Origin of the sequence: Halosegnis rubeus (assembly GCF_009184545.1) — an archaeon.
GTDB classification, from domain to species: domain Archaea; phylum Halobacteriota; class Halobacteria; order Halobacteriales; family Haloarculaceae; genus Halosegnis; species Halosegnis rubeus.
The window spans coordinates 216,236-236,295 of the sequence record NZ_QJOW01000002.1 but is presented as its reverse complement, the minus strand read 5'-3'; the positions used below and the strand labels follow the sequence as shown (position 1 = coordinate 236,295).

Genomic DNA, 20,060 nt, shown 5'->3' with positions numbered 1-20,060 from the left:
TGCGTGTTCGGGAGACAAAAAGCCCCGCTCGCGGAACCGCTACTCGGCGAACTCCTCGGTCGTGTGCGAGCGCACCCACAGCTCACCGATGCGCGAGAGCCGCGTCCGGTAGGATTTCCCCTGTTCTTCCTGTTCGACGTACCCCTTTCCGCCCGGGCCGAGCCGGTCGACGTTGTAGATGACCTTCGACCGGAAGGAGTCGGTGTACTCCTCGCCCAGCTCCGAGGCGAGCGTCTTCGCGAGTTCGGAGACCGACCCGAACTCGCCGTGTTCACCGAGGGTGAACAGAATTAGCTCCTCGAACGGCTTCACGTTCGAGAACGACGCCACCGGAAGCTCGACGATGTGACTGCCGTCGAACTCCTTTGCGCCGATGGTCGTGCCCCGCTCGTCGAACTCCGCGAGTAGCTCACGGCCCGCTTCCAGTCGCTCGCGCACCTGCTCGTCGTCGCCCGCGCCGTCGAGCACCTCGGCAAGCAGGTCGGTTTGGGCGCGCAGCTCCTCGGCGAGTTCGGTCTCCAGATACTTCTCAGGGGCGGTGTAGTAGGTGTGGATGCGGTCGCGGTCCGCGCTGCGCTCGACGGCGATGGAGTGGGCCGCGGTCGCAAAGGCGAAAGAGACGACGCGGGGCATCGAGGAGACGTTCACCCACACCTCGTTACCGGCGTCGAGTTCCGCGTTGATAAGGTCGAACGCCTGCTCGAAGGCGGCCCCGTAGTCGTACACGTCGGCGACGCCGTGACGCTGCGTCTCCGCGCCGAGGAGGTTCTCGAAGTCCTGTTCGAGTTTTCCGCCCAAGTTTCGGGAGTACTCGACGTTCGCTTCGCTCCCGACCGCACCCTCGAGCAGGATGACGCGGTCCACGGTGAGCCGGTCCCGGACCAGGGGGGCGATGAGCCGGTCGTAGTCGAAGCCGACCGGGACGATGTGGGTCTGCATACGGCGACTTGGCCGGAGTCGGGTAAAAGGGTTGGTCAGTCGGCGCCGACGCCGAACTTCGCCGGGTTCTCACTGCCCGCCGGCGGCGTGACGAGACTCACGCCGACCGTGACGACGAGGGAAAGCAGCATACACCACAGCGCGTACTCCCACGTGAGATACGACGCCTTCAGCAGGGTGACGCCGGCGACGGTGACACCCTCCATACCGAGCACGCTCAACACGCCGACGTGGGCGAGATAGACGGCCTGCGAGACGACGATACCGGCGAGCATTCCGGTCCGTGTCGTTCCACCCCAGTAGAGCGCACACAGGAGCGGGAGTGTCAACTGCGCGTAGCCGCCGAAGGCGGTGTCACCGAGCGCGACGATTGCACCGAGTCCGCCGCCCTGCGTGAGGAGTGCGCCAACGAGCGTGGCGGTCGCGAAGACGGCGACGCCGATGCGGGCGATTCGCCCCTCGCGCTCCTCGCTCGCGTCCGGAGCGAGGAGCGGTCGGTAGATGTCCCGCGTGAAGTACGACGACCCGGACAGCAGCATCGAGTCGGAGGAGGACATCATCGCGGCCATCGCACCGGCCACGACGAGCGCAGTGAACCACGCCGGGGTGTATTCGTTCAGGACGGCGGGGATGACGTTTCCACCCTCCGGAACCGCGACACCGAGTCCCGACGCCCACGCCCCCAGCAGGAACGCCGGCACGAACAGCAGCACGACGAGGACGGGCCACAGCGCGAACGACCGCTTGAGCGTCTCGACGCGCTTTGCCATGAAGAACCGCTGGTTCACCTGCGGGAACGCCGCGACGCCAAAGGCGATGGTGATTGCCGTCCCGAGGATGTACTGGACGGAGTAGGCACCGCCGCCGAGCGCGCCGAACTCGGGGTTCGTTGAGACCATCTGGTCGGTGAGTGCGCCGATGCCGCCGACGCTGGTGGCGAGCCACGCGACCGCGACCCACAACACGCCGAGCATGAACACTCCCTGGAGGGTGTCGGTCCACGCGACCCCACGCAGCCCCGCGAGGGTGACGTACAGAATCATGAAGACGGTGATGAGGGCCGCACCGGCCCAGTAGGGTATCGCGCCGTCGGTGAGACCGACGACTGCCTGTCCGGCACCCTGCTGTTGGAGCATCACGTACGGGAACAGCCACAGCAACCCGACGCCGGCCACGAGTCCGCGAAGCCGAGACGAGCCGAACCGGTCGCCCAGCATCTCGCCCATCGTGACGTAGCCGTGTTTCTTCCCGACGAGCCACTGCTTGTAGCCGACGACGTACCAGAGGACAGCAAAGAGGATGCCGTCCATCAGCCCCATCACGAGCAGCCACTCCGGCCCGATGCTGAACGCGACGTTCGGCCCGCCGAAGAAGGTGAACGCCGACAGCAGGGTCGCGAACGTCGTGAACAACAAGACGCCGGTCCCGAGCGTTCGACCCGCGAGATAGTAGTCCTCGGCGGCGCTGTCGGTCGCGCGGTAGGCGATAAGTCCGATGGCCAGCGAGGCGACGAGATAGAGACCGAGGACGCCGAGTTGGACGGCGAGGGTCACAGCTCCACCCCCAGTCCCCACGCGCGGCGGCTGAAGCCGTAGAACACCAGCGAGGCGACGCCCATCCACACGATGTGCCACCAGATCCACGCCGGCAGGCCGGCGACTATCGTCGCGTCACGCCACAGGAACCACGGGACGGCGAGCGCCACGACGACAGCAATTGCGAGCACCCACAGCGTCGCCTCTACGGGCGACACGTCGACATCATTTGCGTCCAATCCCATCTCTGCCACACAGAAGCCGATACGTAGAGGTAAGTGTTGCTCTCCGTCCGTTCACATCTCTGGATTGAAGTCGAAATCTCTTCACGGCCGGGTCAGGCCGGCAGGGTTTTCCCCACGACTCGCGTATCCTTCGTGTTGCGGTCTCTCGCAACGGTTCACCATCATTCGCCCCGCGAGGGGCAGTTCATCAATGCAAGACACGGCCAAATATCTCATCCACGCCGACATCACCGCCGACGGGGTGGTCGAGCGCTCCGACGTGGTCGGTGCCATCTTCGGTCAGACCGAAGGGTTGCTCGGCGACGACCTCGACTTGCGCGACCTCCAGGACTCCTCGAAGGTCGGGCGCATCGACGTGGATATCGACTCCGCACACGGACAGTCGTTCGGCGAGATCACCATCGCGACCTCACTGGATAAGGTCAAGACCGCCATCCTCGCGGCGGCGCTGGAGACCATCGACCGGGTGGGTCCCTGTCGCTCCACCATCGACGTGGAGACCATCGAGGACGTGCGCGCCGCAAAGCGCCGCGAGGTCGTCGACCGCGCGAAGGGACTCTTACAGGGGTCGTTCGACGGCTCCATCCTCTCCAGCGAGGAGCTGGTCGCCGAGGTGCGACAGGCCCTGCGCGTCGAGGACGTGACCGAGTACGAGGGGTATCCGGCCGGGCCGCGCGTGGCCGATTCGGACGCCATCATCGTCGTCGAGGGTCGCTCGGACGTGCTCCAACTGCTCACGTACGGTATCAAGAACGCCGTCGCCGTCGAGGGAACGAACGTCCCCGACGCGATTGGGAAGCTCACCAAAGAGCGCACCGTCACCACCTTCCTCGACGGCGACCGAGGCGGGGAACTCATCCTGAAAGAGCTCGCACAGGTCGGCGACATCGACTTCGTCGCCTTCGCGCCCTCGGGCGAGTCCGTCGAGGACCTCTCGCGGTCGGCCGTGATGGCCGCGCTCCGCGAGAAGGCTCCCTACGAGATGGTGGCCGACACCGACGAGGACGGCTCCGTCACCGTCGCCGACGACCCCGAAGCCGTCGCCGACGAGGCGACCATCGCACCGAAGCGGACCGACGACGCGTCGGCCGACCCCGACCGCGGCTTCCAGTCGGTGACCGACGACGGACCAGACGACGAGGCTGGCGAGGACACGCCCCCGGCACCGGAGACGGCTCCGGAGAAGAGCGCGGAGTCGGACGGCACCGACGAACGGGAGCCGAGCGGGAGCGACGAGTCGGCTGGCGACACCGAGGGAGAGTCGGACGAGCCGGAGGAGTATCGCACGCCCCGAACCCTCGGAGGCCACGTCGACGCCGTCATCGACGGAGAGGCGGGGCTGGTTCGGCTCCTCGACGCCGACTTCGGCGTACTGGCGGAGGGAGACGCCGCCGATGTCTTCACGCTCGTGCGCGACGCCGAGCCGGTGCCGGAGACGGTGGTCCTCGACGGCGAGGCGAGCCAGCGACTGCTCGACGTAGCGGCCCAACGCGGCGTCGCGGACATCGTCGCCGCGGCGACCGGCGAGTTCGTGAAACAGCCGACGAACGTCCGCATTCGGACGGCGGCGGAGCTACGACAGCCGGCGGAGTAGCAGTAAGCCGTCCTCGCCGTCGAACCTGTCCTCGATGCGGTCCAGTTCCCAGAACCCACACGCGGTGTAGAAAGCGCGGGCACCGTCGTCGCCAGCGGCGACCGTCACCCGAAGCTGGTCGAACTCGTCGTAGTCGTCGGACAGCGACGCGACCAGTCGGCGACCGTACCCCTCGCGTCTGACGCCGGGCGCGACCGCCAGCTCGGCGAGGTAGACGGTCTCGTCGCCGGGCACGGCGAGCGCGTAGCCGACGACGGACCCCTCGTTCGTGGCGACGACCACGTCGCCGGCTCCGGCATCGAAGGCGGCTTCGAGTAGCGCCGGCGCACGGTGGTTGAGCAGCGACTGGAGTGCGCGCACCGCCGGCTTGTCGGCCGGGCGAGCCGGCCGAATCACAGCAACATGAAGAGAACGCCGGCGGTGACACCACCTGAGAAGGTGGCGAGGAAGTTCACGGTCTGGTTGCCGACCCGACCGCCTTCGAGGGTCGCGCCGAGCAGGCTATCGGTCGTCATGCCGACGACGCCGCCGAGCACGACCAGCCCCGTCGTCGGGGCGTCGAGACCGAAGCCGAGCGCAGCGAGTCCCGCGATGAGACTCGCTCCGAGCAGTCCGAACAGCTCACCCTGCCACGTGACCGCGCCGTCGGTACCAGGTTCGACCCGGCCGAGGGTCGTAATCAGTCGAGGGTTGTCGAACAGGCCGCCGAACTCCGAGGAGAAGGTGTCCGCGAGGGCGGTGGCGACCGAGCCGGCGAAGGCGAGTCGGAACGCGGGCGCGAGCGTCGCGTCGACCCCCATCGTGGCGGCGTAGCCGACGACGGCGGCCAACGCGACGGCGGAGTTCGCGAGGACGTTCCCGCTCCCGCGGGCCCCGTCGTTGGCCTCGGCGATGCCGCGCTCGGCCTTGTCGTCGTAGCGGAACTTCGAGGCGAGCGCACCGAGCCCGAAGAAGGTGACGAGCAGCGCAAACCAGCCGTAGCCGCCGAGCACGACGGCAAACAGCGCGAGCAGGACGCCCGTGAGCATCCCGGCGATGCTCGCCGTCCCGAGACCGTAGGCGACGTAGCCGAGGAGCGTGGTCGCGGCGACGCCGACGACGAAGCGGACGGGCGGGACCGTCGGGTCGAGGTCGGCACACAGCCAGACGACGAGCGCGACCGACACGAGGATGAGCGGGGCGTCGTGTCCGCCGAACATGTCCCGCAGGAGGGCGGCGGTGACGGCGGCAGCGGCGGCGAGGAAGCCGACCTGCGTCGGGGCGAACGCGCCGAATGCAGTCCCCTCAGCGAGGAAGTCCGCGGCGACTGCGCCGACGGCTCCCCACGCGAGCGCGGCGACGAGGAAGCCGAGCATCGAGGCGAACGTGCCCCGTCCGCGCTCGATGGCGATTGCCGCGCCGACCCGCCCGCCGGTGAGCGTGAAGATGGCGGTGACCGCAGCGACGATCGAAAGCGGGGTCCCGACGGCGAAGGCGACGATGGCGGCGGCCGCGAGCGCGAAGGAGCCGAGCCCGAACAGCTGGCCCGACTCGAACTCCTCCGAGCGGGCAAACAGCTCGAAGAAGGGGCCGTCCTCGCCCAACAGGAGTGCGTAGCCGGCGACGAAGAGCAACGGCGACGCCGCGAGAACGGCCGCTGTCACCGTCTGTCGTGGGTCGAGTTCGGGGGCGGCCAACGCGAGCACGCCGACGACCGCGAAGGCGACCGCCCGCCTCAGTTCTGACACAGCCGCTCTTGCTGCGAGACGCACTTAACGCTCCCGAACAGCTATGTCCCCGACCGCGGCGTCGCAGCCGGGAGATACCGCGAGGCGACGTCGGCTTTCGCCAGCAGGACGGCCGACAGCGTCGGTGGGTTGTCGATGCCCGCGGCGTCGAGACCGGTCGCCGGCACGCTGAGTGTCCGCGCCGGCACGCCCGCCTCCCCGCGGACGGCGAGGTGCGTCTGTCCGAGCTTCACGACGAGGGGCTGTCGCTCGCCGTAGAGGTCCTCGGTGACGGACTCGTACGTCCGTTGGCTGATAGTCGCGTGTGGCCCGTCGGTCGGCTCCACGTAGAGCCGGCCGAGGTAGTAGCCGCTGGAGAATCGTTCGAACATCGTTCGGTAGTGTGGTAGTCAATGACACACATAAGCCTTGCGTGCGTGTGTCTCTCCCAGCGGTGTCGTTTTACCGTCTCGTGGCTAACGTCAGGTAAATGGACTCCGCCGTACTCCTCAATTTGTTGGGGAACGAGAATCGGCGGCGTATCCTCCGGCTGCTCGCGCGCCGTCCGTGCTACGTAACCGAGATCTCGGAGTATCTCGGCGTCAGTCCCAAGGCCGTCATCGACCACCTGCGCAAGCTGGAGGACGCCGGTCTCGTCGAGTCGCGGGTGGACGAGCAGCGCCGCAAGTACTTCTCTATCGCCCGAAATCTCCGACTCGAGGTGAACGTCTCTCCCTACGAGTTCGGCACCAAGTCCGCGTACCCGGCCTCGCGCTCGCTGGACATGACCCGATGTCGGTATCTCTCCTTGCACGTCGAGCCGAAGGCGGTCGACGACCCAGACGACGACATCCCGACGGTGGAGCCGGCCGACGACGACCCGGACGGGAGAAGCCCGGAGACCGACGAGCTGGACCCCGACGCGGACGACTCCCTGTCCGACCTCGCGGCGGAACTGGAGCGGCTGGAGACACTCGAAAACGAGCTGTCGATGGCCCAACGCTGGGTACAGGGTCGTCTGACCGACGTGATGGACTCCCTGTCTGCTGCCTTCGGCGACCGCGACGGGAGATTTTACGCCGAACTGCTGGCGGCGGTCGCGAACGGCGCACGGACGACGAGCGCGGTCGCCCGCCGCGTGGACGCGAGTCCGGCGGTGACGGCCGACGCGCTCGCGCAACTCGAAAGCGAGGACCTGCTCGAACAGGTGGGCGAGGAGTGGCGGCTCACAGCGAGCGAGTGAGCCCGTCTCGCAGGTCGCGCCCGAAGTAGTGACCGATGACGCCTGCGAAGATGCCGGCGAGGACACCGCCGCCGGCGACGGCGAGCCCGGCGTTGCCGGCCGCCGAAAAGAGGAGGAGATTCGAGACGAGCGACAGCGCCGCGGCCGCGCCGCCGGCGATGGCCATCTCCAGATACGACGCCGCCGACCGAACGACGCCGAGGAGGAACCCGCCGAGCGCAAGCCCGACGAGCGTCGCGACGGATCCCGGGACGAGCGGAACCATCCCGACGAGCGCGGATGCGGCGATAGTGACGACGACGGCGAGCAGGAGCGAGCGGCCGGACATCGACGGGGTGACTCGGCGTTTCACGCGCGCGAGCCGCCCAGGGGATGCCTCCGTCGTCGACTCCGGCTCGGACTCCTGTTCGCGTTCGAGGAGCGTCTCACCGCTTCGTGACATACCCCAGCTTCGGCGTCCAACAGTAACGGTGTTTCGCCCGAATGGGGGTAATTGAAGACGGAGGCGGAGGTAGCGAGCGTATGAACGTAGGCGACCGCGTGCGGGTCGAACGCAACGCGGTGACACACGAAGGTGTACTGTTACCGTCCAGCACGGACGAGGAGCTCGTCGTCAAGCTCGACGGCGGCTACAACGTCGGTCTCGATCGCGAGCAGGCGAGCGTCGAGGTACTGGAGGAGAACGTCCACACCGTCGGCGAATCCGAAACGGGCGATTCGACCGTCGCCTTCGACGAGGACCTCCCGACGGTCGCGCTCGTCTCGACGGGGGGTACCATCGCCTCCACCGTCGATTACCGGACGGGGGCCGTCACCGCACAGTTCGACGCCGAGGACGTGCTTCGAGCGGTACCGGACCTCGCCGGCCGGGCGAACTACCGCGGGCGCGTCGTTGCCAACATCCTCTCGGAAAACATGGACGCGAGCATCTGGCAGGACCTTGCCGACGCGGTCCACGAGGAAATCGAGAACGGAGCCGACGGCGTCGTCGTGATGCACGGCACCGACACGATGCAGTACACCGCCAGCGCGCTCGCCTTGATGCTCGACACCCCGGTTCCGGTCGTCTTCACCGGGAGCCAGCGCTCTGCGGACCGCCCGTCCTCGGATAACGTGATGAACGCCGTCTGTGCGGTCGAGGCGGCGAAAGCAGACTGCGCCGAGGTGCTCGTCTGTATGCACGCCAGCGAGTCCGACGACGAGTGCGCGCTCCACCGCGGCACGCGCGTCCGGAAGGGCCACACCTCCCGGCGTGACGCCTTCGAGACCGTCGGCGCGCCCCCGCTCGGCGTCGTCGACTACGACGCCGCGACCGGCGACGAACCGGAGGAAGCAGTCGAGTTCCGCGGCGACTACGTCGCCCGCGGCGAACGGGCCCTCTCGCTCGCGCCGGCGCTGAACGAGAACGTCGAACTGCTGAAGTTCCATCCGGGAATGGATCCCTCGCGGCTCGAATCGCTGTCGGGCGCGGACGGCATCGTCATCGAGGGCACAGGGCTGGGACACGTCAACACGGACCTGATTCCGACGCTCGCGGAGTTCGTCGACGACGGCACGGTCGTCGCGATGAGTTCCGCCTGCATCGAGGGCCGGGTGTGTGACCGCGTCTACGACACCGGCCGCGACCTGCTCGACGCCGGCGTCGTCGAGGCCGAGGACACCCTCCCCGAGACGGCGTATGTGAAGCTGATGTGGGCGCTCGAAAATCACGACGACCCCGCCGCGGCGATGGGGACTGACCTCGCCGGCGAAGCGACCGACCGCTCGACACCATGGCAGGCATGACTGTCCGCCCGGCGACCCACGACGACCACGACGCCGTCGTTGCGTTCACCGAGAACACGTGGCCCGACCGCGACGGTAGCGACTACCTGCCCCGAATCTACCACGACTGGATCGACAACGAGACCGCGGAGACGTTTGTCGTCGATCCCGAGGACAGCGACGACCTCGCGGGTATCTGTCAGGCCGTCATGCTCTCGCCCCACGAGGGGTGGGCACAGGGGATGCGCGTCAACCCCGACTATCGCGGCGACGGTATCGGTTCCACCCTCAGCGATGCCTGTTTCGACTGGTGTCGCGAGCAGGGCGCGACCGTCTGTCGCAACATGGTGTTCTCGTGGAACCAGGGCGGGCTCGGCGTCTCGCGGGCGGCCGGCTTCGAGCCGGCGACGGAGTTTCGCTGGATGCAGCCCGAGCCGAGCTACGAGGTCGAACCGACCCTCGACGTGTACAACGACCCCGACGCCGCGTGGTCGTGTTTCAAGCGCAGCGACGCGAACGACGAGCTTCGCGGGCTGACGCTCGATATCGACGAGTCGTACGCGCTCGCGGAGCTGACCCGCGAACGGCTCCATCGCGCGGCCGCCGAGACCCGCGTCTTCGCCGTCGGCGACGGCAACGGCACTCGCGCGATGGCCTACCGGACCCGCGTGAGCGAGGAGGGCGACGACAGCTACGCCGAGTACGGCGTCGGCGCGTGGGACGACGTGCCGGCGCTCCGGTCGCTGGTCGCGGCCATCGCCCGCGACGCCACAGACCACGGCGTCGACGCCACCCGCGTCGCCATCCCCGAGACCGCCCGGCACGTCAGCGACGCCTCGCTCGCGCGCGCCGGCATCTCCGACGACCCCGACTTCGTCCTCGAAGCCGACCTGACCGGACGTTAACCCCCCGAGACGGGCGGGAACAGCGCCAGCGTCTCCCCCTCGCCGACCGGCTCATCGAACCCCTGACCGTCGAGAAACGGGTTCGTCTCGCCACACAGCAGCGTGATGTGTTCGTGGAGATCGCCCTCGTCGTCCAGCACCTCCTCGCGGAGTTGGGGGTGGCGCTCGAACAGCGCGTCCAGCGCGTCGCGGACGGTCGCACCGTCTCCGAGTTCGAGCGTTGACTCGCGCTCGCCGGCCGCATCCGCGACCGTCGCGAACAGCTTCCAGTGCACACCGACAGAAGCGCCGCGACCGGCTTAGCGGTGTTCCTCGACGACTGCCGCGCCGAGCGCGTCACGGTGGCCGGCGTTCGGTCCGCCGGCGATCGTCAGCAGCTTCGCGTCGCGCAGATACCGCTCGACGGAGCGCTCGCGGGTGTAGCCGATACCGCCGTGGAGCTGGAGCGCGTCGTTGGCGTTCTCGACGGCCGCCTCCGTCGCCTCCAGTTTCGCCGTCGCCATCGCCCGCCCGTAGTCGAGCCCGCGGTCGGCGCGGTCGGCCGCCCGCAGGGTCACGGCCCTGGCCGTCTCGAATCGGCGTGTTAGCGACGCCAGCTCCCAGCGGACGCCCTGCCGGTCGGCGAGGGGGTTCCCGGCCTGCTTGCGGTCGGTCGTGTGTGTCGCCGCGGCGTCGCGGGCGGCGCGGGCGATACCGACACCGCGTGCGGGGACGTTCACGCCGTTGGCGACGGTGCTCCGGTGGCGATACCCCTCTCCGACCGCGCCGAGTCGCCGCTCGTCGGGGACGAACGCGTCCTCGAGCGTGACTCGGCAGGCCGGAACCGGGCGCGCGCCGAGCGTGTCCCACTCGCGGTCGAGGGTGAACGCTTCGCTGTCCACGAGGAAGGCGGTGATACCGCCCGGAAACGGTTCGTCGCCGGTACGCGCGTACGTGCACACGAGGTCAGCCTCGTGGAAGTTCGACACCCACCGCTTGTGGCCGGTGAGCCGCCATCCCTCACCGTCGCGTTCTGCCGTCGTCTCGATGCCCGACTTGTCGCTGCCGGCGTTGTCCTCGCTCAGGCCGAGCGCGGCGACCGTCTCGAAGCGCGCCATCGAGTCGAGCCAACGGTCCCGCTGGGCCGGGGTTCCGTGTTCCGCGGTGAGTTGTGCGACGCCGAGATGGAGATTCAGCGCCGAGGCGACCGGCATCGACGCCGCCGCCAGTTCCTCGGTCACGAGCGCGAGCGCGACGTAGCCACGCCCAAGCCCGCCGACGGACTCGGGGAGGGTCAGTCCCGCCCACCGCCGTTCCCCGAGGGCGGACATGATGTCCGCAGGATACCGGGCCTCGTGGTCGAGTTCGTCTGCGACGGGGACGATCTCGTCGGTGGCGAACTCCCGGGCCTCACTCCGGAGTGCCGTCTGTGCGTCGGTGGGGTGAAATGGCATGTCACACGTTGGTCCCCGCCCCGGCTTGAACCTCCGGGTCCGCCACAAAACCGATACGAACTCCCCGAGAGCAGAGCGTATGGACGCAACACCGGTCGTCGAACGGGCGTTCCCCGACCGAACGGTGCGGGAGGTCGGCGACACCGGCCCGTCGTGGAACCCCGACACCGCGACCGTCCGGGTCGCGTTCGCGACCCACCCGCCTGCGTATCTGAAGTGCGCACGCGACGGCGAGCGAATCCGCCGTGAGCGGGCCGCCATCGAGTTCGTCGCCGACACGACCGACGTTGCCGTGCCGACGGTCCTGCGGGCCGACCCCGACGGACAGAGACCGTACCTCGCCACCGAAGCGATGACCGGCGATTCGTTGCTTGCGCGGTGGAGCGGGGCCGACGGCGAGACGCGCCGCAAACTGGCCGCGGGCGTCGGGCGGACGCTCGCACGCGTGCACGAGCAACGGTTCGACACCGCCGGACGGGTGGTCGGTGGCGACGGCGAGGGACTCCGCCTCGACCCCGCGGCGTGGCCGGACGTGCTGGCCGAGTCAATTCGCCACACCCGCGCGATGACCGACGCGACACGGTACGACGACTACTTCGACAGACTGCTCGACGCGCTCGACGGGTGGCGCGACCGGCTCACCGACGCGCCGGCGGTGTTGCTCCACGGCGACCCGGCACGACCGAACGCCGTCGTCTCGGCGGGGTCGGTCGGCCTGCTCGACTGGGAACGGGCACACGTCGGTGACCCGGTGCGAGACCTGTACCGTGCCCGATCACAGCAGTTCGCGCCGACACGCGGGCGCGCCGACCCCGCTATCGTCGCGGCCTACCACGAGGGGTACGCCGCGGTCGCCGGGTCGCTTCCCGACGGCTACGACCAGCGTCGACCGGTGTACGAGGCCGTCCGGCTCACCGGCCCGGTCGCGTTCTTCGATAACTACGTCGCGTTCGACGACACCGACGAGACGGCGTTCGCCGGCTGGCTCGAGACCGAAATCGAGCAGCGACTCGCCGCGCTCACCGACAGTTAGTGTGTCATTCTCACCCAAATCGATATGTGACGACGGCACCTCGCTTTTCTCATGCGCGCACTCGTCGTCGGGGCAACGGGATTCGTGGGGTCGCGACTCGTCGAAGCGCTGGCCGAAGCGGGTCACGAGGTAGTGGCCTGCTCGCGGTCGGCGACGAGCCACGGGTTCCCCGAAGGCGTCGAGCCGCGCGAGGCGGATTTCGCCGAGCCGTCGACGCTCGAGGGCCTCTGTGAGGATATTGACGTGGCCTACTACCTGCTCCACTCGCTGTCGGCGGCGGATTTCGTGGAGCGGGACCGCCGCTACGCCAAGCGATTCAGGTCGCAGGCCGACGCCGGCGACGTTGACCGCGTCGTCTATCTCAGCGGCATCACCAGCGACGAAACGCAGTCGGCGCACCTCGATTCCAGACGCGAGGTGGAGGGGCTGCTCGCGGCCGGCGGCTACGACTTGACGGTGTTGCGGGCGGCCATCATCATCGGCGCGGGGAGTTCGAGCTTCCGCATCATCGACGATTTGACCGACCGGCTCCCGGTGATGATCGTCCCCGAATGGGTACAGACGCCGTGTCAGCCCATCTACATCGACGACGCGATACGGTATCTGGTCGGCGTCCTCAACGTGCCGGCGACCCGAGGAGAGACCTACGAAATCGGCGGCCCGACGGTCCACACCTACGAGTCGATGCTCCGGTTGCTCGCCGCACTGAAGCAAAAACACATCGTCCTCATCCCGGTGCCGGTGATGAGTCCCGAGCTATCGGCCCACTGGCTCCGGATGGTGACGGATGTCGATTACAACATGGCGCGCCCGCTCATCGAGAGCATGCGCTACCCGGTGACGGTGAGCGCCGAGGCAGATATCCAGTCGGTCATCCCTATCGACCGCACGTCGATCGGGGAGGCGATGGCCACCGCGAGCGGCCTCAGGTAGCGTCCTGCACGTCGATTTCGACGCCGACAGCGCCCCAGAGGACGGTCGCCGCGTCGTCGTCGAGGGTGAACTGTCCGTCGATGTCGGCCGGTTCCGCGCCGTGGACGACCCGGCCGAAGGAGTCACCGCCCACGTCGTAGAGTCGCTCGGCGAGGGCGGTGAGACGCTCGCCCGCGCCGTAGCGTTCGAGCAGCTGCGAGATGGCCGTCCCACCGGCGTAGACCCGGTCGCCCGCGACGAGCAGGAAGGCGAAGGGCCGCTCGCCGAACTGCCGGTCTAAGAAGGCCGCGCCCGTCTCGCTCCCCAGCGGGACGAGCGCCAGCCCATCGGCGCGGCGTTCGACGGCGCGCGCGAGCCGTCGGAACAGCGGCCGGCTCCCGTCGTACAACAGCACGGACTGCTCGCTCATACCGGAGGAAAGTGTCCCGGCGGCTTGAGTGTCCGGGCGAATGTGGTTTGTTTCGTCTCATAGTAGAAGAGTTAAACGCAGCGAGCCGCGGGAACAGGTATGGATTCGGTCCGTGCACTCGCGCGGCAGGCGCGTCCGAAACGGGTCGCACATGCGCTGTTTTCTCGCCACGCGAGCGACTGGCGGCGCGCGCGGAGTAGTCGCACGGAGCGTGTCGACGGGTACGTCGTCCGGCTCTACACCTGGGCGTGGCTCGCCGCGCTCGCTGTCGGAACGGCCACGGCGGCGACTCGCCCGACCGTGCGCTCGGGGCTTCTCGTCGGGCTCGCGACCGTGGTCGGCGTGCGGTTGCTCCTCGTTCGGGTCGGCTTCGCTCGACTCCGGTTCGCGCGGTGGCGACGGGACAGACGACTGGACCACGCGATGCCCCACGCGGCGGCGACGCTCCGGCGCTGCGTCGCGGGTACGACCGACCGGGAGCGACTGTTCGGTGCGGTCGTGCGGACGAGCGACGGTCCGACGGCACAGGCGTTCGCGTCGCTCCGAGACCGCGCCACACTGGAGGGTGCCGGGTCGGCGCTCGAATCGACCGCGCGAACGACCAGGTCGTCTGCGTTCGCCGACTGCTGTCGCGCGCTGTGTGGTCCCGAAGAGACGCTCCCGGCGCGGCTCGACGCGCTCGATACGACCCGAGAGCGAGGAGAAATCGAGAAATTCGCTGAGGGGGTGGCGACGACGCTTCGGACGCGAACTCGACCCCGAACCCGACGCCGTCAGACCGCGGAGTGCGAGCGGTTCCTCGATGCGGTCGCGGCCGACCTCCGTGCGGGAGCGACCCTCGCTGCGTCTGTCGAACACGCGGCGGACGGAGAGTACGACGCGTTCGCGCCCGAACTCGACCGACTGGCCGGCGGTGTCGCGGTCGACGGACCACGGGCGACCCGGCACGCGTTCGAACAGTCTGCAGACGCTGTCGACGCGCCGGCGGCGCGTCGTCACCTCCGACGGGTCGCTGCCGCACTCGCGTGTGACTGCTCGCCGGAAGTCGCGGTCGGTGGTGTGACCGACGCTATCACGCCTACATCTGTCGAGAAACGACAACGTTCATAACCGACTGACTAGTTAGTCAGTACATCAGCAGTTCCGCGCCGCGGCGGGCGGCTTCGCTCGCCACACACATGGTTCTTTCGGCCCTCACGTCGCTGCGGGCCGTCGCCAGCGGCGTCGCCGCGCGGCTCCCGAACCCGGTTCGCGGCGTTGTCCTCGTGGTCGGACTCGCACTCGCGCGACTCGGTCTCGCCGACGAACACCGGGTCCGGCAGACGACCGACCTCGCGTGGCCGCGCGTCGTCACCGGTATCGCCCGGATGTCGAAGAACGCCGTCGACGTAGCGATGGTCGGGACGGTGCTCGGCTCGACCGGCGTCGCGGGCGTCGGGTTCGCCGGTCCCTACTGGGGGCTGGCGTTCGCGCTCGGGGGCGGGGCCGCCGCCGGCGCAATCGCGCTCGTCTCACAGCGGTTCGGTTCCGACGCCGACAACGACGGGCTGGCACAGGCCGTCCGGTCGTCGGCCGCCGTCGCTCTGCTCGTCACGCTCCCGGTGATGGCCGTGCTCGCGACGCAGGCAGAACCGCTCATCCGACTCGTCAGCGACAACGCCGCGGCCGTCGGCTACGGCGGCGAGTATCTGCGCGTCGTCGCCTTCGGCGTCCCCTTCGCCGCCCTGAATCTGGTCGGCTCGCGCGTCTTCATCGGCGTGGACGACGCCCGGACTCCGATGCTCGTTCGCGGCGGCGCAGCCGTCGCCAACATCGGGCTGAACGCGCTGTTCATCTTCGGGTTCGGACTCGGCGCGGCCGGCGCGGGACTCGGAACCGTGCTCTCGAACGCGGCCGGAACCCTCGCGTTCACGATCATCCTGCTCCGGGGACATCTGCCGGGCGTCGGGTCATTTCCCGTCTCCATCGACGTTCGCGGCCCGTATCTCATCCGCGAGACCGTCCGTGACGTCATCGACATCGGGACGCCCGTCTTCGGCCGCTCGCTCGTCTGGACCGTCGCCGAGTTCCCGATGTTCATCATCCTCGACAGCTACTTCGGCGTCGAGGTCGCCGCGGCGTTCGTCATCGCGCGCCGCATCTGGGGCATCATGAACACGCCGGGGTGGGGCTTCGAGCTGGCCTCCTCCTCGCTCGTCGGGCGGTCGCTGGGCGCGAACGACGAGGCGGAAGCCGAGGCGTACGGGCGTGAAATCGTCCGCCACGCCGTCGGCGTCTATCTCGTCTCGGCCGTCATCGTCGCGGTCTTTGCCGAGCAGATCGTCGGCTTCTTCGCCGACTCGCCGACCGACCCCGCCGTCCCCATCGCCGTCTCGCTCGTCTACGCCGCCTGTGTCGCCGTCATCATGCAGGGGGTCTCGGGGGGCGCGGCCGGTCCCCTCGACGCCAGCGGCGACACCCGGTGGCCCTTTGCCGCGCAGTTCCTCGGCATGTTCTGTTGTTCGATTCCGCTGGCGTACGTCGGTGGCGTCACCTCACTCGGCATGTGGGGGCTGTATCTGGCCTTCGTCGCCGAGACGACGATTCCGGCACTGTTGAACTACTACCGGTTCCGCTCCGGCGTCTGGAAGCGCGTCAGCGAACAGTACCGGCCGGACGCCGCGCCAGCCGACGACTGACCGCGCACACCCTTTTGCATGCGCCCCGCGAACCATTCGTATGGACCCGTTCGTCGTCGTCGGTGGGGACGCCGCCGGCTTGAGCGCCGCCAGCAAGTGTAAGCGCGAAGCCCCCGAGCGCGAGGTCGTCGTCTTCGAGAAGGGAAAGTGGGTGTCGTACGCCCACTGCGGGACGCCCTACTACGTCAAAGGCGAGGTCGAGGAGCTGACGGATCTCATCTCGCTCACGCCCGAGGAAATCGAGGAGCGAGACGTCGCCCTTCACCGCGACCACGAGGTGACGGCAATCAACCCCGAGGCGGAGACCGTCACCGTCGTCGGTCCCGACGGCGAGCGCGAGCAGGCGTACGGCGACCTGCTGCTCGGGACGGGTGCCCGCGCGACTCAGCCGTTCGAGACCGGCGAAGACGTGTTCACCCTCCACGGGCTTCCGGACGCGGCGGCCATCCGCGCCCGCGTGGACCCGGCGTTCGACCCCGACAGCGCCGCGCTCGGCCCGATGGACCCCGACAGCCTCCGGCCGTACGCCACCCGTCCGGCCCCCGAGACGGTCGCCATCGTCGGCGGCGGCTACGTCGGCGTCGAGATGGCCGAGGCGTTCTCTGCGTACGGCACCGACGTACACCTGTTCCAGCGCGGCGACCTACTCCCGCCGTTCGGGCCTGCCGTCGCCGGGGCGGTCGAGTCAACCCTCGACTCCGAGGGGGTCGTCGTCCACACCGGTACCGAGGTCGAAGGGTTCGACGCCGGCGACGAGGGAGTGAGTGGGATTCGCTACGGCGACCAGCGGCTCGCCATCGACATGGCCGTCGTCGGGGTCGGCATCACGCCGAACACCGACATCGCCGAGGACGCCGACATCGCGCTCGGAGAGACGGGGGCGGTGGCCGTGGACCGTTACGGGCGCACCGACACCGACGGGGTGTACGCCGCCGGTGACGTGGCCGAATCGCGCCACACTGTCACCGGCGAACCGACGTGGGTCCCGCTCGGGCTGACGGCGAACCGGGCGGGCAGAGCGATCGGTCAGACAGTCGCCGGCGAGCCGACACCCGTCGGCGACATCGCCGGCACGGCCGTCGTGAAGGCGTTCGACCTCGGGGCTGGTCGGGCGGGCTTCGTCACCGAGCGCGAGGCGCGCGATGCCGGCTTCGAACCGGTGTCCGAGACCATCACCGCGGGGTCCCGCTCGGGCTACTACCCCGGAGCCGCCGAGACGACCGTCACCCTCACCGCCGACCGCGGGACCGGGCGCGTCCTCGGCGGGAGCGTCGTCGGGACCGACCGCGCGGCAAAGCGCATCGACACGCTCGCGACCGCGCTCAACGCCGGGCACACCGTCGCCGAACTCGAGCGGCTGGATTTGGCGTACGCGCCGCCGTTCTCGCCCGTCTGGGACCCGATTCTCGTCGCGGCGAAGGTGCTCGCTGACGCGGTCTGAACAACGTTTTTTATTCGCCGGAACAGCTACGCGGTATGCTGCAACTGGTCCCCCTCCAAGCCGCCGGTGCGGTCGTTGGGCTGTTCGGCCTGCTCGTGTTCGCCTTCTTCATCGCCCTGACGCTGTGGGTGTACAACGACGCTCAACGACACAGCGAACAGCCCGCGTTCCTGTGGGCCGTCGTCGTCTTCCTCGCGCCGGTCATCGGTATCCTGCTGTACATGTTCATCGGACGCGAGGGCGCGAACGGCTACTGACGCCCCCTACATCTTTAAATCACGAGACCGTATCTGCGGGCGATGATTCCATCATTCGACCCCGCGAAGAGTGCGGCATCCGCAGGCGCGAGCGTCGGAGCCAGCCTCGGGGCGCGCGCCGGCCCGGTCGGAGCCGGCGTCGGTGCGGGCTTCGGTGCGGCGGGTGGCTACATCGCCGGCGCGCTCGCGGTCCCGATTCCCGGCCGGAAGGTCCTGCCGGACGGCGGGGAAATCGAACGCGAGACCGGGTCGAGCGAGCAGTCTGACGGCGTCGCGATTCCCGTCACCGAGGCGTAAGCCGACCTGTCGGTACAGAAGAACTATTACCGTGCACGAGTAGCATCGCGTATGACGCCCCTCCAGTTCGGCATCCCCGGCGGTACAGAACTGGTCCTCCTGAATCTCCTCATCACCATCGGACTCGTGTACATCGCTTACCGGATGTTGAATCGATAACGCCCCCGGCGCTACGGCTCCAGCGGGCGGGTATCGACGTGCTCGCCGACGAGCCGCGCGGCCGCGTCGTAGGGGTTCACGTCCTCGGCATCGTCCGTCGGGCGCTCGACACCCGCCGACGCGAACACGCCGTCGAGGAACGCTTGCCTGACTGCGTCGTTCTCGAACAGCCCGTGGAGGTAGGTGCCGAGCACGCCGCCGACACGGGCGCTGTCGGGACCGAGCGGCGCGGGCACGTCTCCCAGCCGCCGGGTGTCGCCGGCGTGAATCTCGTAGCCGGTGGTCTCGCCCGTCGCGCCGGCGAGTGGTCCCGCACCCTCGACCGTCACGGTCGTCTGTGTCACGCGCTTCTCGGGAGAGAAGGTCGTCTCGACTGGCAACAGGCCGAAACCGTCGACCGTCTCCGTCTCGCCGGTCCCCTCCACGTCGGCTCCGAGCAGTCGCTCGCCGAGCATCTGGTAGCCGCCACAGATGCCGACCACGGGGCCCTCGAAGTCGGCGAGGCGGTCGCCGAAGTCGGCCGCCTGTAGCTCCCGGAGGTCGTCGACGGTGTTCTTCGTCCCCGGAAGGACCAGCGCGTCACAGTCGAGGGGAGCGTTGGGGGCGAGATACCGAACCGACACGCCGGGCGCGTCGGCCAACGGTCCCACGTCGGTCGCGCTCGAGATGTGCGAGAAGCGGACGACGCCGACAGTGACGCCGGCTCCGGGCTCGTCCGTCTCCAGCCCGGTCATCGCGTCGGGGATGCCGACGCTGTCCTCCTCGGGGAGACCGGGGTCGTCGTAGGGAATCACGCCGAGCACCGGCACTCCGGTCCGAGCTTCGAGCTCCTCGATACCGGGGTCGAGGAGGTCACGCGAGCCGCGGAACTTCGTGATGACGACACCGACCACCCGGGATTCGAGGTCGTCGGGCATGAGTTCGAGCGTCCCGACGACGTGGGCGAAGACCCCGCCGCGTTCGATGTCGGCGACCAGCAGGATGTCAGCGTCGCCGAACCGGGCGGTCTCGACGTTGGCGAGGTCGCGGTGGAGCAGGTTCGGCTCGGCGATCGAGCCGGCCCCCTCAGCGACGACGACGTCGGCCGTGCTCGCGAGGCGGTCGTGGGCGGCGACGGCTGCCGCGCGCGCCTCCTCCCAGTAGTCGTCGTAGTACGCTCCGGCGGCGACGTTCGCGAGGGGGCGCCCGTTCACGACGAGTTGGCTCTCGCCGTCCCCCCGCGGTTTCAGCAGGACTGGGTTGTGGTCTGTCGTCGTCGGCGTTCGGGCGGCGCGGGCCTGTACGTGCTGTGAGACGCCGACTTCGCCGTACGGCTCCGGGCCGACGGTCGCGGTGACGGCGCGGGCGTTGTTCGACATGTTCTGCGCCTTGAACGGAGCCACGTCGTAGCTGTCGGCGAACAGCCGGCAGAGTCCGGCGGCGACGGTGGATTTCCCGACGTGGCTCGCGGTCCCGGCCACGAGCAGGGTTCGGGTCACGCCGTCGGGAG

At 68.9% G+C, this 20,060-nt stretch carries 22 protein-coding genes; 11 read left to right on the top strand and 11 right to left on the bottom strand.

What is annotated here, in order from left to right:
- Positions 1–39: 39 nt before the first annotated feature.
- The 3 genes from DMP03_RS05785 to DMP03_RS05775 are packed head-to-tail and all read right to left on the bottom strand — an operon-like array spanning position 40 to position 2,719.
- Positions 40–939, bottom strand: a complete 900-nt coding sequence (locus DMP03_RS05785) for an HFX_2341 family transcriptional regulator (RefSeq protein WP_152119756.1) — start codon at positions 937–939, stop codon at positions 40–42.
- 35 nt (positions 940–974) lie between these two features.
- Positions 975–2,492: a sodium:solute symporter family protein gene (locus DMP03_RS05780; RefSeq protein ID WP_152119755.1), complete on the bottom strand. Its 1,518-nt coding sequence runs from the start codon at positions 2,490–2,492 to the stop codon at positions 975–977.
- The gene (locus DMP03_RS05775; RefSeq protein ID WP_152119754.1) at positions 2,489–2,719 is read right to left on the bottom strand and encodes a DUF3311 domain-containing protein; all 231 of its coding nucleotides are present in this window, start codon (positions 2,717–2,719) and stop codon (positions 2,489–2,491) included. The genes DMP03_RS05780 and DMP03_RS05775 overlap by 4 nt, the downstream gene beginning before the upstream one ends.
- Positions 2,720–2,909: 190 nt before the next feature.
- On the opposite strand from DMP03_RS05775, the gene dnaG reads away from it, so the two are divergent.
- Complete coding sequence (dnaG, locus tag DMP03_RS05770; protein WP_152119753.1) at positions 2,910–4,313, top strand: DNA primase DnaG; 1,404 nt, start codon at positions 2,910–2,912, stop codon at positions 4,311–4,313.
- Here dnaG and DMP03_RS05765 read toward each other — a convergent pair.
- The 3 genes from DMP03_RS05765 to DMP03_RS05755 are packed head-to-tail and all read right to left on the bottom strand — an operon-like array spanning position 4,293 to position 6,411.
- The gene (locus DMP03_RS05765; RefSeq protein ID WP_152119752.1) at positions 4,293–4,709 is read right to left on the bottom strand and encodes a GNAT family N-acetyltransferase; all 417 of its coding nucleotides are present in this window, start codon (positions 4,707–4,709) and stop codon (positions 4,293–4,295) included. The genes dnaG and DMP03_RS05765 overlap by 21 nt on opposite strands.
- Positions 4,706–6,040: a DUF92 domain-containing protein gene (locus DMP03_RS05760; RefSeq protein WP_152119751.1), complete on the bottom strand. Its 1,335-nt coding sequence runs from the start codon at positions 6,038–6,040 to the stop codon at positions 4,706–4,708. The genes DMP03_RS05765 and DMP03_RS05760 overlap by 4 nt, the downstream gene beginning before the upstream one ends.
- Positions 6,041–6,081: 41 nt before the next feature.
- Positions 6,082–6,411, bottom strand: coding sequence for a DUF5802 family protein (locus DMP03_RS05755; RefSeq protein WP_152119749.1), 330 nt, complete (start codon positions 6,409–6,411; stop codon positions 6,082–6,084).
- 98 nt (positions 6,412–6,509) lie between these two features.
- Here DMP03_RS05755 and DMP03_RS05750 point away from each other — a divergent pair, with 98 nt between their 5' ends.
- On the top strand, positions 6,510–7,262 hold the full coding sequence (locus DMP03_RS05750) for an ArsR/SmtB family transcription factor (RefSeq protein WP_152119748.1): 753 nt from the start codon (positions 6,510–6,512) through the stop codon (positions 7,260–7,262).
- Here the strand turns inward: DMP03_RS05750 and DMP03_RS05745 are convergent.
- The gene (locus DMP03_RS05745) at positions 7,246–7,704 is read right to left on the bottom strand and encodes a hypothetical protein (RefSeq protein ID WP_152119747.1); all 459 of its coding nucleotides are present in this window, start codon (positions 7,702–7,704) and stop codon (positions 7,246–7,248) included. The genes DMP03_RS05750 and DMP03_RS05745 overlap by 17 nt on opposite strands.
- 80 nt (positions 7,705–7,784) lie before the next feature.
- On the opposite strand from DMP03_RS05745, the gene gatD reads away from it, so the two are divergent.
- Both gatD and DMP03_RS05735 read left to right on the top strand, forming a co-directional pair.
- A complete protein-coding gene (gene gatD, locus DMP03_RS05740) occupies positions 7,785–9,047 on the top strand; it encodes a Glu-tRNA(Gln) amidotransferase subunit GatD (protein WP_152119746.1) in 1,263 nt (420 codons plus the stop codon).
- Positions 9,035–9,931: a GNAT family N-acetyltransferase gene (locus DMP03_RS05735; RefSeq protein WP_197739298.1), complete on the top strand. Its 897-nt coding sequence runs from the start codon at positions 9,035–9,037 to the stop codon at positions 9,929–9,931. Before gatD ends, DMP03_RS05735 begins: the two co-directional genes overlap by 13 nt.
- Here DMP03_RS05735 and DMP03_RS05730 read toward each other — a convergent pair.
- Complete coding sequence (locus DMP03_RS05730) at positions 9,928–10,206, bottom strand: ubiquitin-like small modifier protein 1 (RefSeq protein ID WP_152119745.1); 279 nt, start codon at positions 10,204–10,206, stop codon at positions 9,928–9,930. The two genes, DMP03_RS05735 and DMP03_RS05730, sit on opposite strands and share 4 nt — an antisense overlap.
- A 24-nt stretch (positions 10,207–10,230) precedes the next feature.
- A complete protein-coding gene (locus DMP03_RS05725; RefSeq protein WP_152119744.1) occupies positions 10,231–11,364 on the bottom strand; it encodes an acyl-CoA dehydrogenase family protein in 1,134 nt (377 codons plus the stop codon).
- Positions 11,365–11,443: 79 nt separating this feature from the next.
- On the opposite strand from DMP03_RS05725, the gene DMP03_RS05720 reads away from it, so the two are divergent.
- Both DMP03_RS05720 and DMP03_RS05715 read left to right on the top strand, forming a co-directional pair.
- Positions 11,444–12,397, top strand: a complete 954-nt coding sequence (locus DMP03_RS05720) for a phosphotransferase family protein (protein WP_172967085.1) — start codon at positions 11,444–11,446, stop codon at positions 12,395–12,397.
- Between the two features lie 51 nt (positions 12,398–12,448).
- Entirely contained in the window at positions 12,449–13,330 is an 882-nt protein-coding gene (locus DMP03_RS05715; protein WP_152119742.1) for an NAD(P)H-binding protein, read from the top strand.
- Here DMP03_RS05715 and DMP03_RS05710 read toward each other — a convergent pair.
- Entirely contained in the window at positions 13,323–13,739 is a 417-nt protein-coding gene (locus DMP03_RS05710) for a hypothetical protein (RefSeq protein WP_152119741.1), read from the bottom strand. The genes DMP03_RS05715 and DMP03_RS05710 overlap by 8 nt on opposite strands.
- Before the next feature lie 99 nt (positions 13,740–13,838).
- Here DMP03_RS05710 and DMP03_RS05705 point away from each other — a divergent pair, with 99 nt between their 5' ends.
- The 5 genes from DMP03_RS05705 to DMP03_RS05685 all read left to right on the top strand — a co-directional run bounded on the left by DMP03_RS05705 (position 13,839) and on the right by DMP03_RS05685 (position 18,412).
- On the top strand, positions 13,839–14,849 hold the full coding sequence (locus DMP03_RS05705; RefSeq protein WP_152119740.1) for a hypothetical protein: 1,011 nt from the start codon (positions 13,839–13,841) through the stop codon (positions 14,847–14,849).
- 68 nt (positions 14,850–14,917) lie between these two features.
- Positions 14,918–16,417, top strand: a complete 1,500-nt coding sequence (locus DMP03_RS05700; RefSeq protein WP_152119739.1) for an MATE family efflux transporter — start codon at positions 14,918–14,920, stop codon at positions 16,415–16,417.
- Positions 16,418–16,457: 40 nt separating this feature from the next.
- Positions 16,458–17,858: an FAD-dependent oxidoreductase gene (locus tag DMP03_RS05695; protein ID WP_152119738.1), complete on the top strand. Its 1,401-nt coding sequence runs from the start codon at positions 16,458–16,460 to the stop codon at positions 17,856–17,858.
- A gap of 35 nt (positions 17,859–17,893) precedes the next feature.
- Positions 17,894–18,115: a PLDc N-terminal domain-containing protein gene (locus DMP03_RS05690; protein WP_152119737.1), complete on the top strand. Its 222-nt coding sequence runs from the start codon at positions 17,894–17,896 to the stop codon at positions 18,113–18,115.
- Between the two features lie 42 nt (positions 18,116–18,157).
- A complete protein-coding gene (locus DMP03_RS05685) occupies positions 18,158–18,412 on the top strand; it encodes a hypothetical protein (RefSeq protein ID WP_152119736.1) in 255 nt (84 codons plus the stop codon).
- Between the two features lie 170 nt (positions 18,413–18,582).
- On the opposite strand, the gene DMP03_RS05680 is transcribed toward DMP03_RS05685, so the two are convergent.
- The gene (locus DMP03_RS05680; protein WP_152119735.1) at positions 18,583–20,049 is read right to left on the bottom strand and encodes a cobyric acid synthase; all 1,467 of its coding nucleotides are present in this window, start codon (positions 20,047–20,049) and stop codon (positions 18,583–18,585) included.
- Between the last annotated feature and the right edge of the window lie 11 nt (positions 20,050–20,060).

Excerpts from the sequence above, each read along its gene's own strand:
- DMP03_RS05725 (WP_152119744.1), bottom strand. The coding sequence starts at position 11,364 with ATGCCATTTCACCCCACCGACGCACAGACGGCACTCCGGAGTGAGGCC.
- DMP03_RS05735 (WP_197739298.1), top strand. The coding sequence starts at position 9,035 with ATGGCAGGCATGACTGTCCGCCCGGCGACCCACGACGACCACGACGCC.
- DMP03_RS05710 (WP_152119741.1), bottom strand. The coding sequence starts at position 13,739 with ATGAGCGAGCAGTCCGTGCTGTTGTACGACGGGAGCCGGCCGCTGTTC.
- DMP03_RS05705 (WP_152119740.1), top strand. The coding sequence starts at position 13,839 with ATGGATTCGGTCCGTGCACTCGCGCGGCAGGCGCGTCCGAAACGGGTC.
- DMP03_RS05685 (WP_152119736.1), top strand. The coding sequence starts at position 18,158 with ATGATTCCATCATTCGACCCCGCGAAGAGTGCGGCATCCGCAGGCGCG.
- DMP03_RS05755 (WP_152119749.1), bottom strand. The coding sequence starts at position 6,411 with ATGTTCGAACGATTCTCCAGCGGCTACTACCTCGGCCGGCTCTACGTG.
- DMP03_RS05720 (WP_172967085.1), top strand. The coding sequence starts at position 11,444 with ATGGACGCAACACCGGTCGTCGAACGGGCGTTCCCCGACCGAACGGTG.
- DMP03_RS05745 (WP_152119747.1), bottom strand. The coding sequence starts at position 7,704 with ATGTCACGAAGCGGTGAGACGCTCCTCGAACGCGAACAGGAGTCCGAG.
- DMP03_RS05775 (WP_152119754.1), bottom strand. The coding sequence starts at position 2,719 with ATGGGATTGGACGCAAATGATGTCGACGTGTCGCCCGTAGAGGCGACG.
- gatD (WP_152119746.1), top strand. The coding sequence starts at position 7,785 with ATGAACGTAGGCGACCGCGTGCGGGTCGAACGCAACGCGGTGACACAC.
- DMP03_RS05715 (WP_152119742.1), top strand. The coding sequence starts at position 12,449 with ATGCGCGCACTCGTCGTCGGGGCAACGGGATTCGTGGGGTCGCGACTC.
- DMP03_RS05785 (WP_152119756.1), bottom strand. The coding sequence starts at position 939 with ATGCAGACCCACATCGTCCCGGTCGGCTTCGACTACGACCGGCTCATC.
- dnaG (WP_152119753.1), top strand. The coding sequence starts at position 2,910 with ATGCAAGACACGGCCAAATATCTCATCCACGCCGACATCACCGCCGAC.
- DMP03_RS05695 (WP_152119738.1), top strand. The coding sequence starts at position 16,458 with ATGGACCCGTTCGTCGTCGTCGGTGGGGACGCCGCCGGCTTGAGCGCC.
- DMP03_RS05700 (WP_152119739.1), top strand. The coding sequence starts at position 14,918 with ATGGTTCTTTCGGCCCTCACGTCGCTGCGGGCCGTCGCCAGCGGCGTC.
- DMP03_RS05690 (WP_152119737.1), top strand. The coding sequence starts at position 17,894 with ATGCTGCAACTGGTCCCCCTCCAAGCCGCCGGTGCGGTCGTTGGGCTG.
- DMP03_RS05750 (WP_152119748.1), top strand. The coding sequence starts at position 6,510 with ATGGACTCCGCCGTACTCCTCAATTTGTTGGGGAACGAGAATCGGCGG.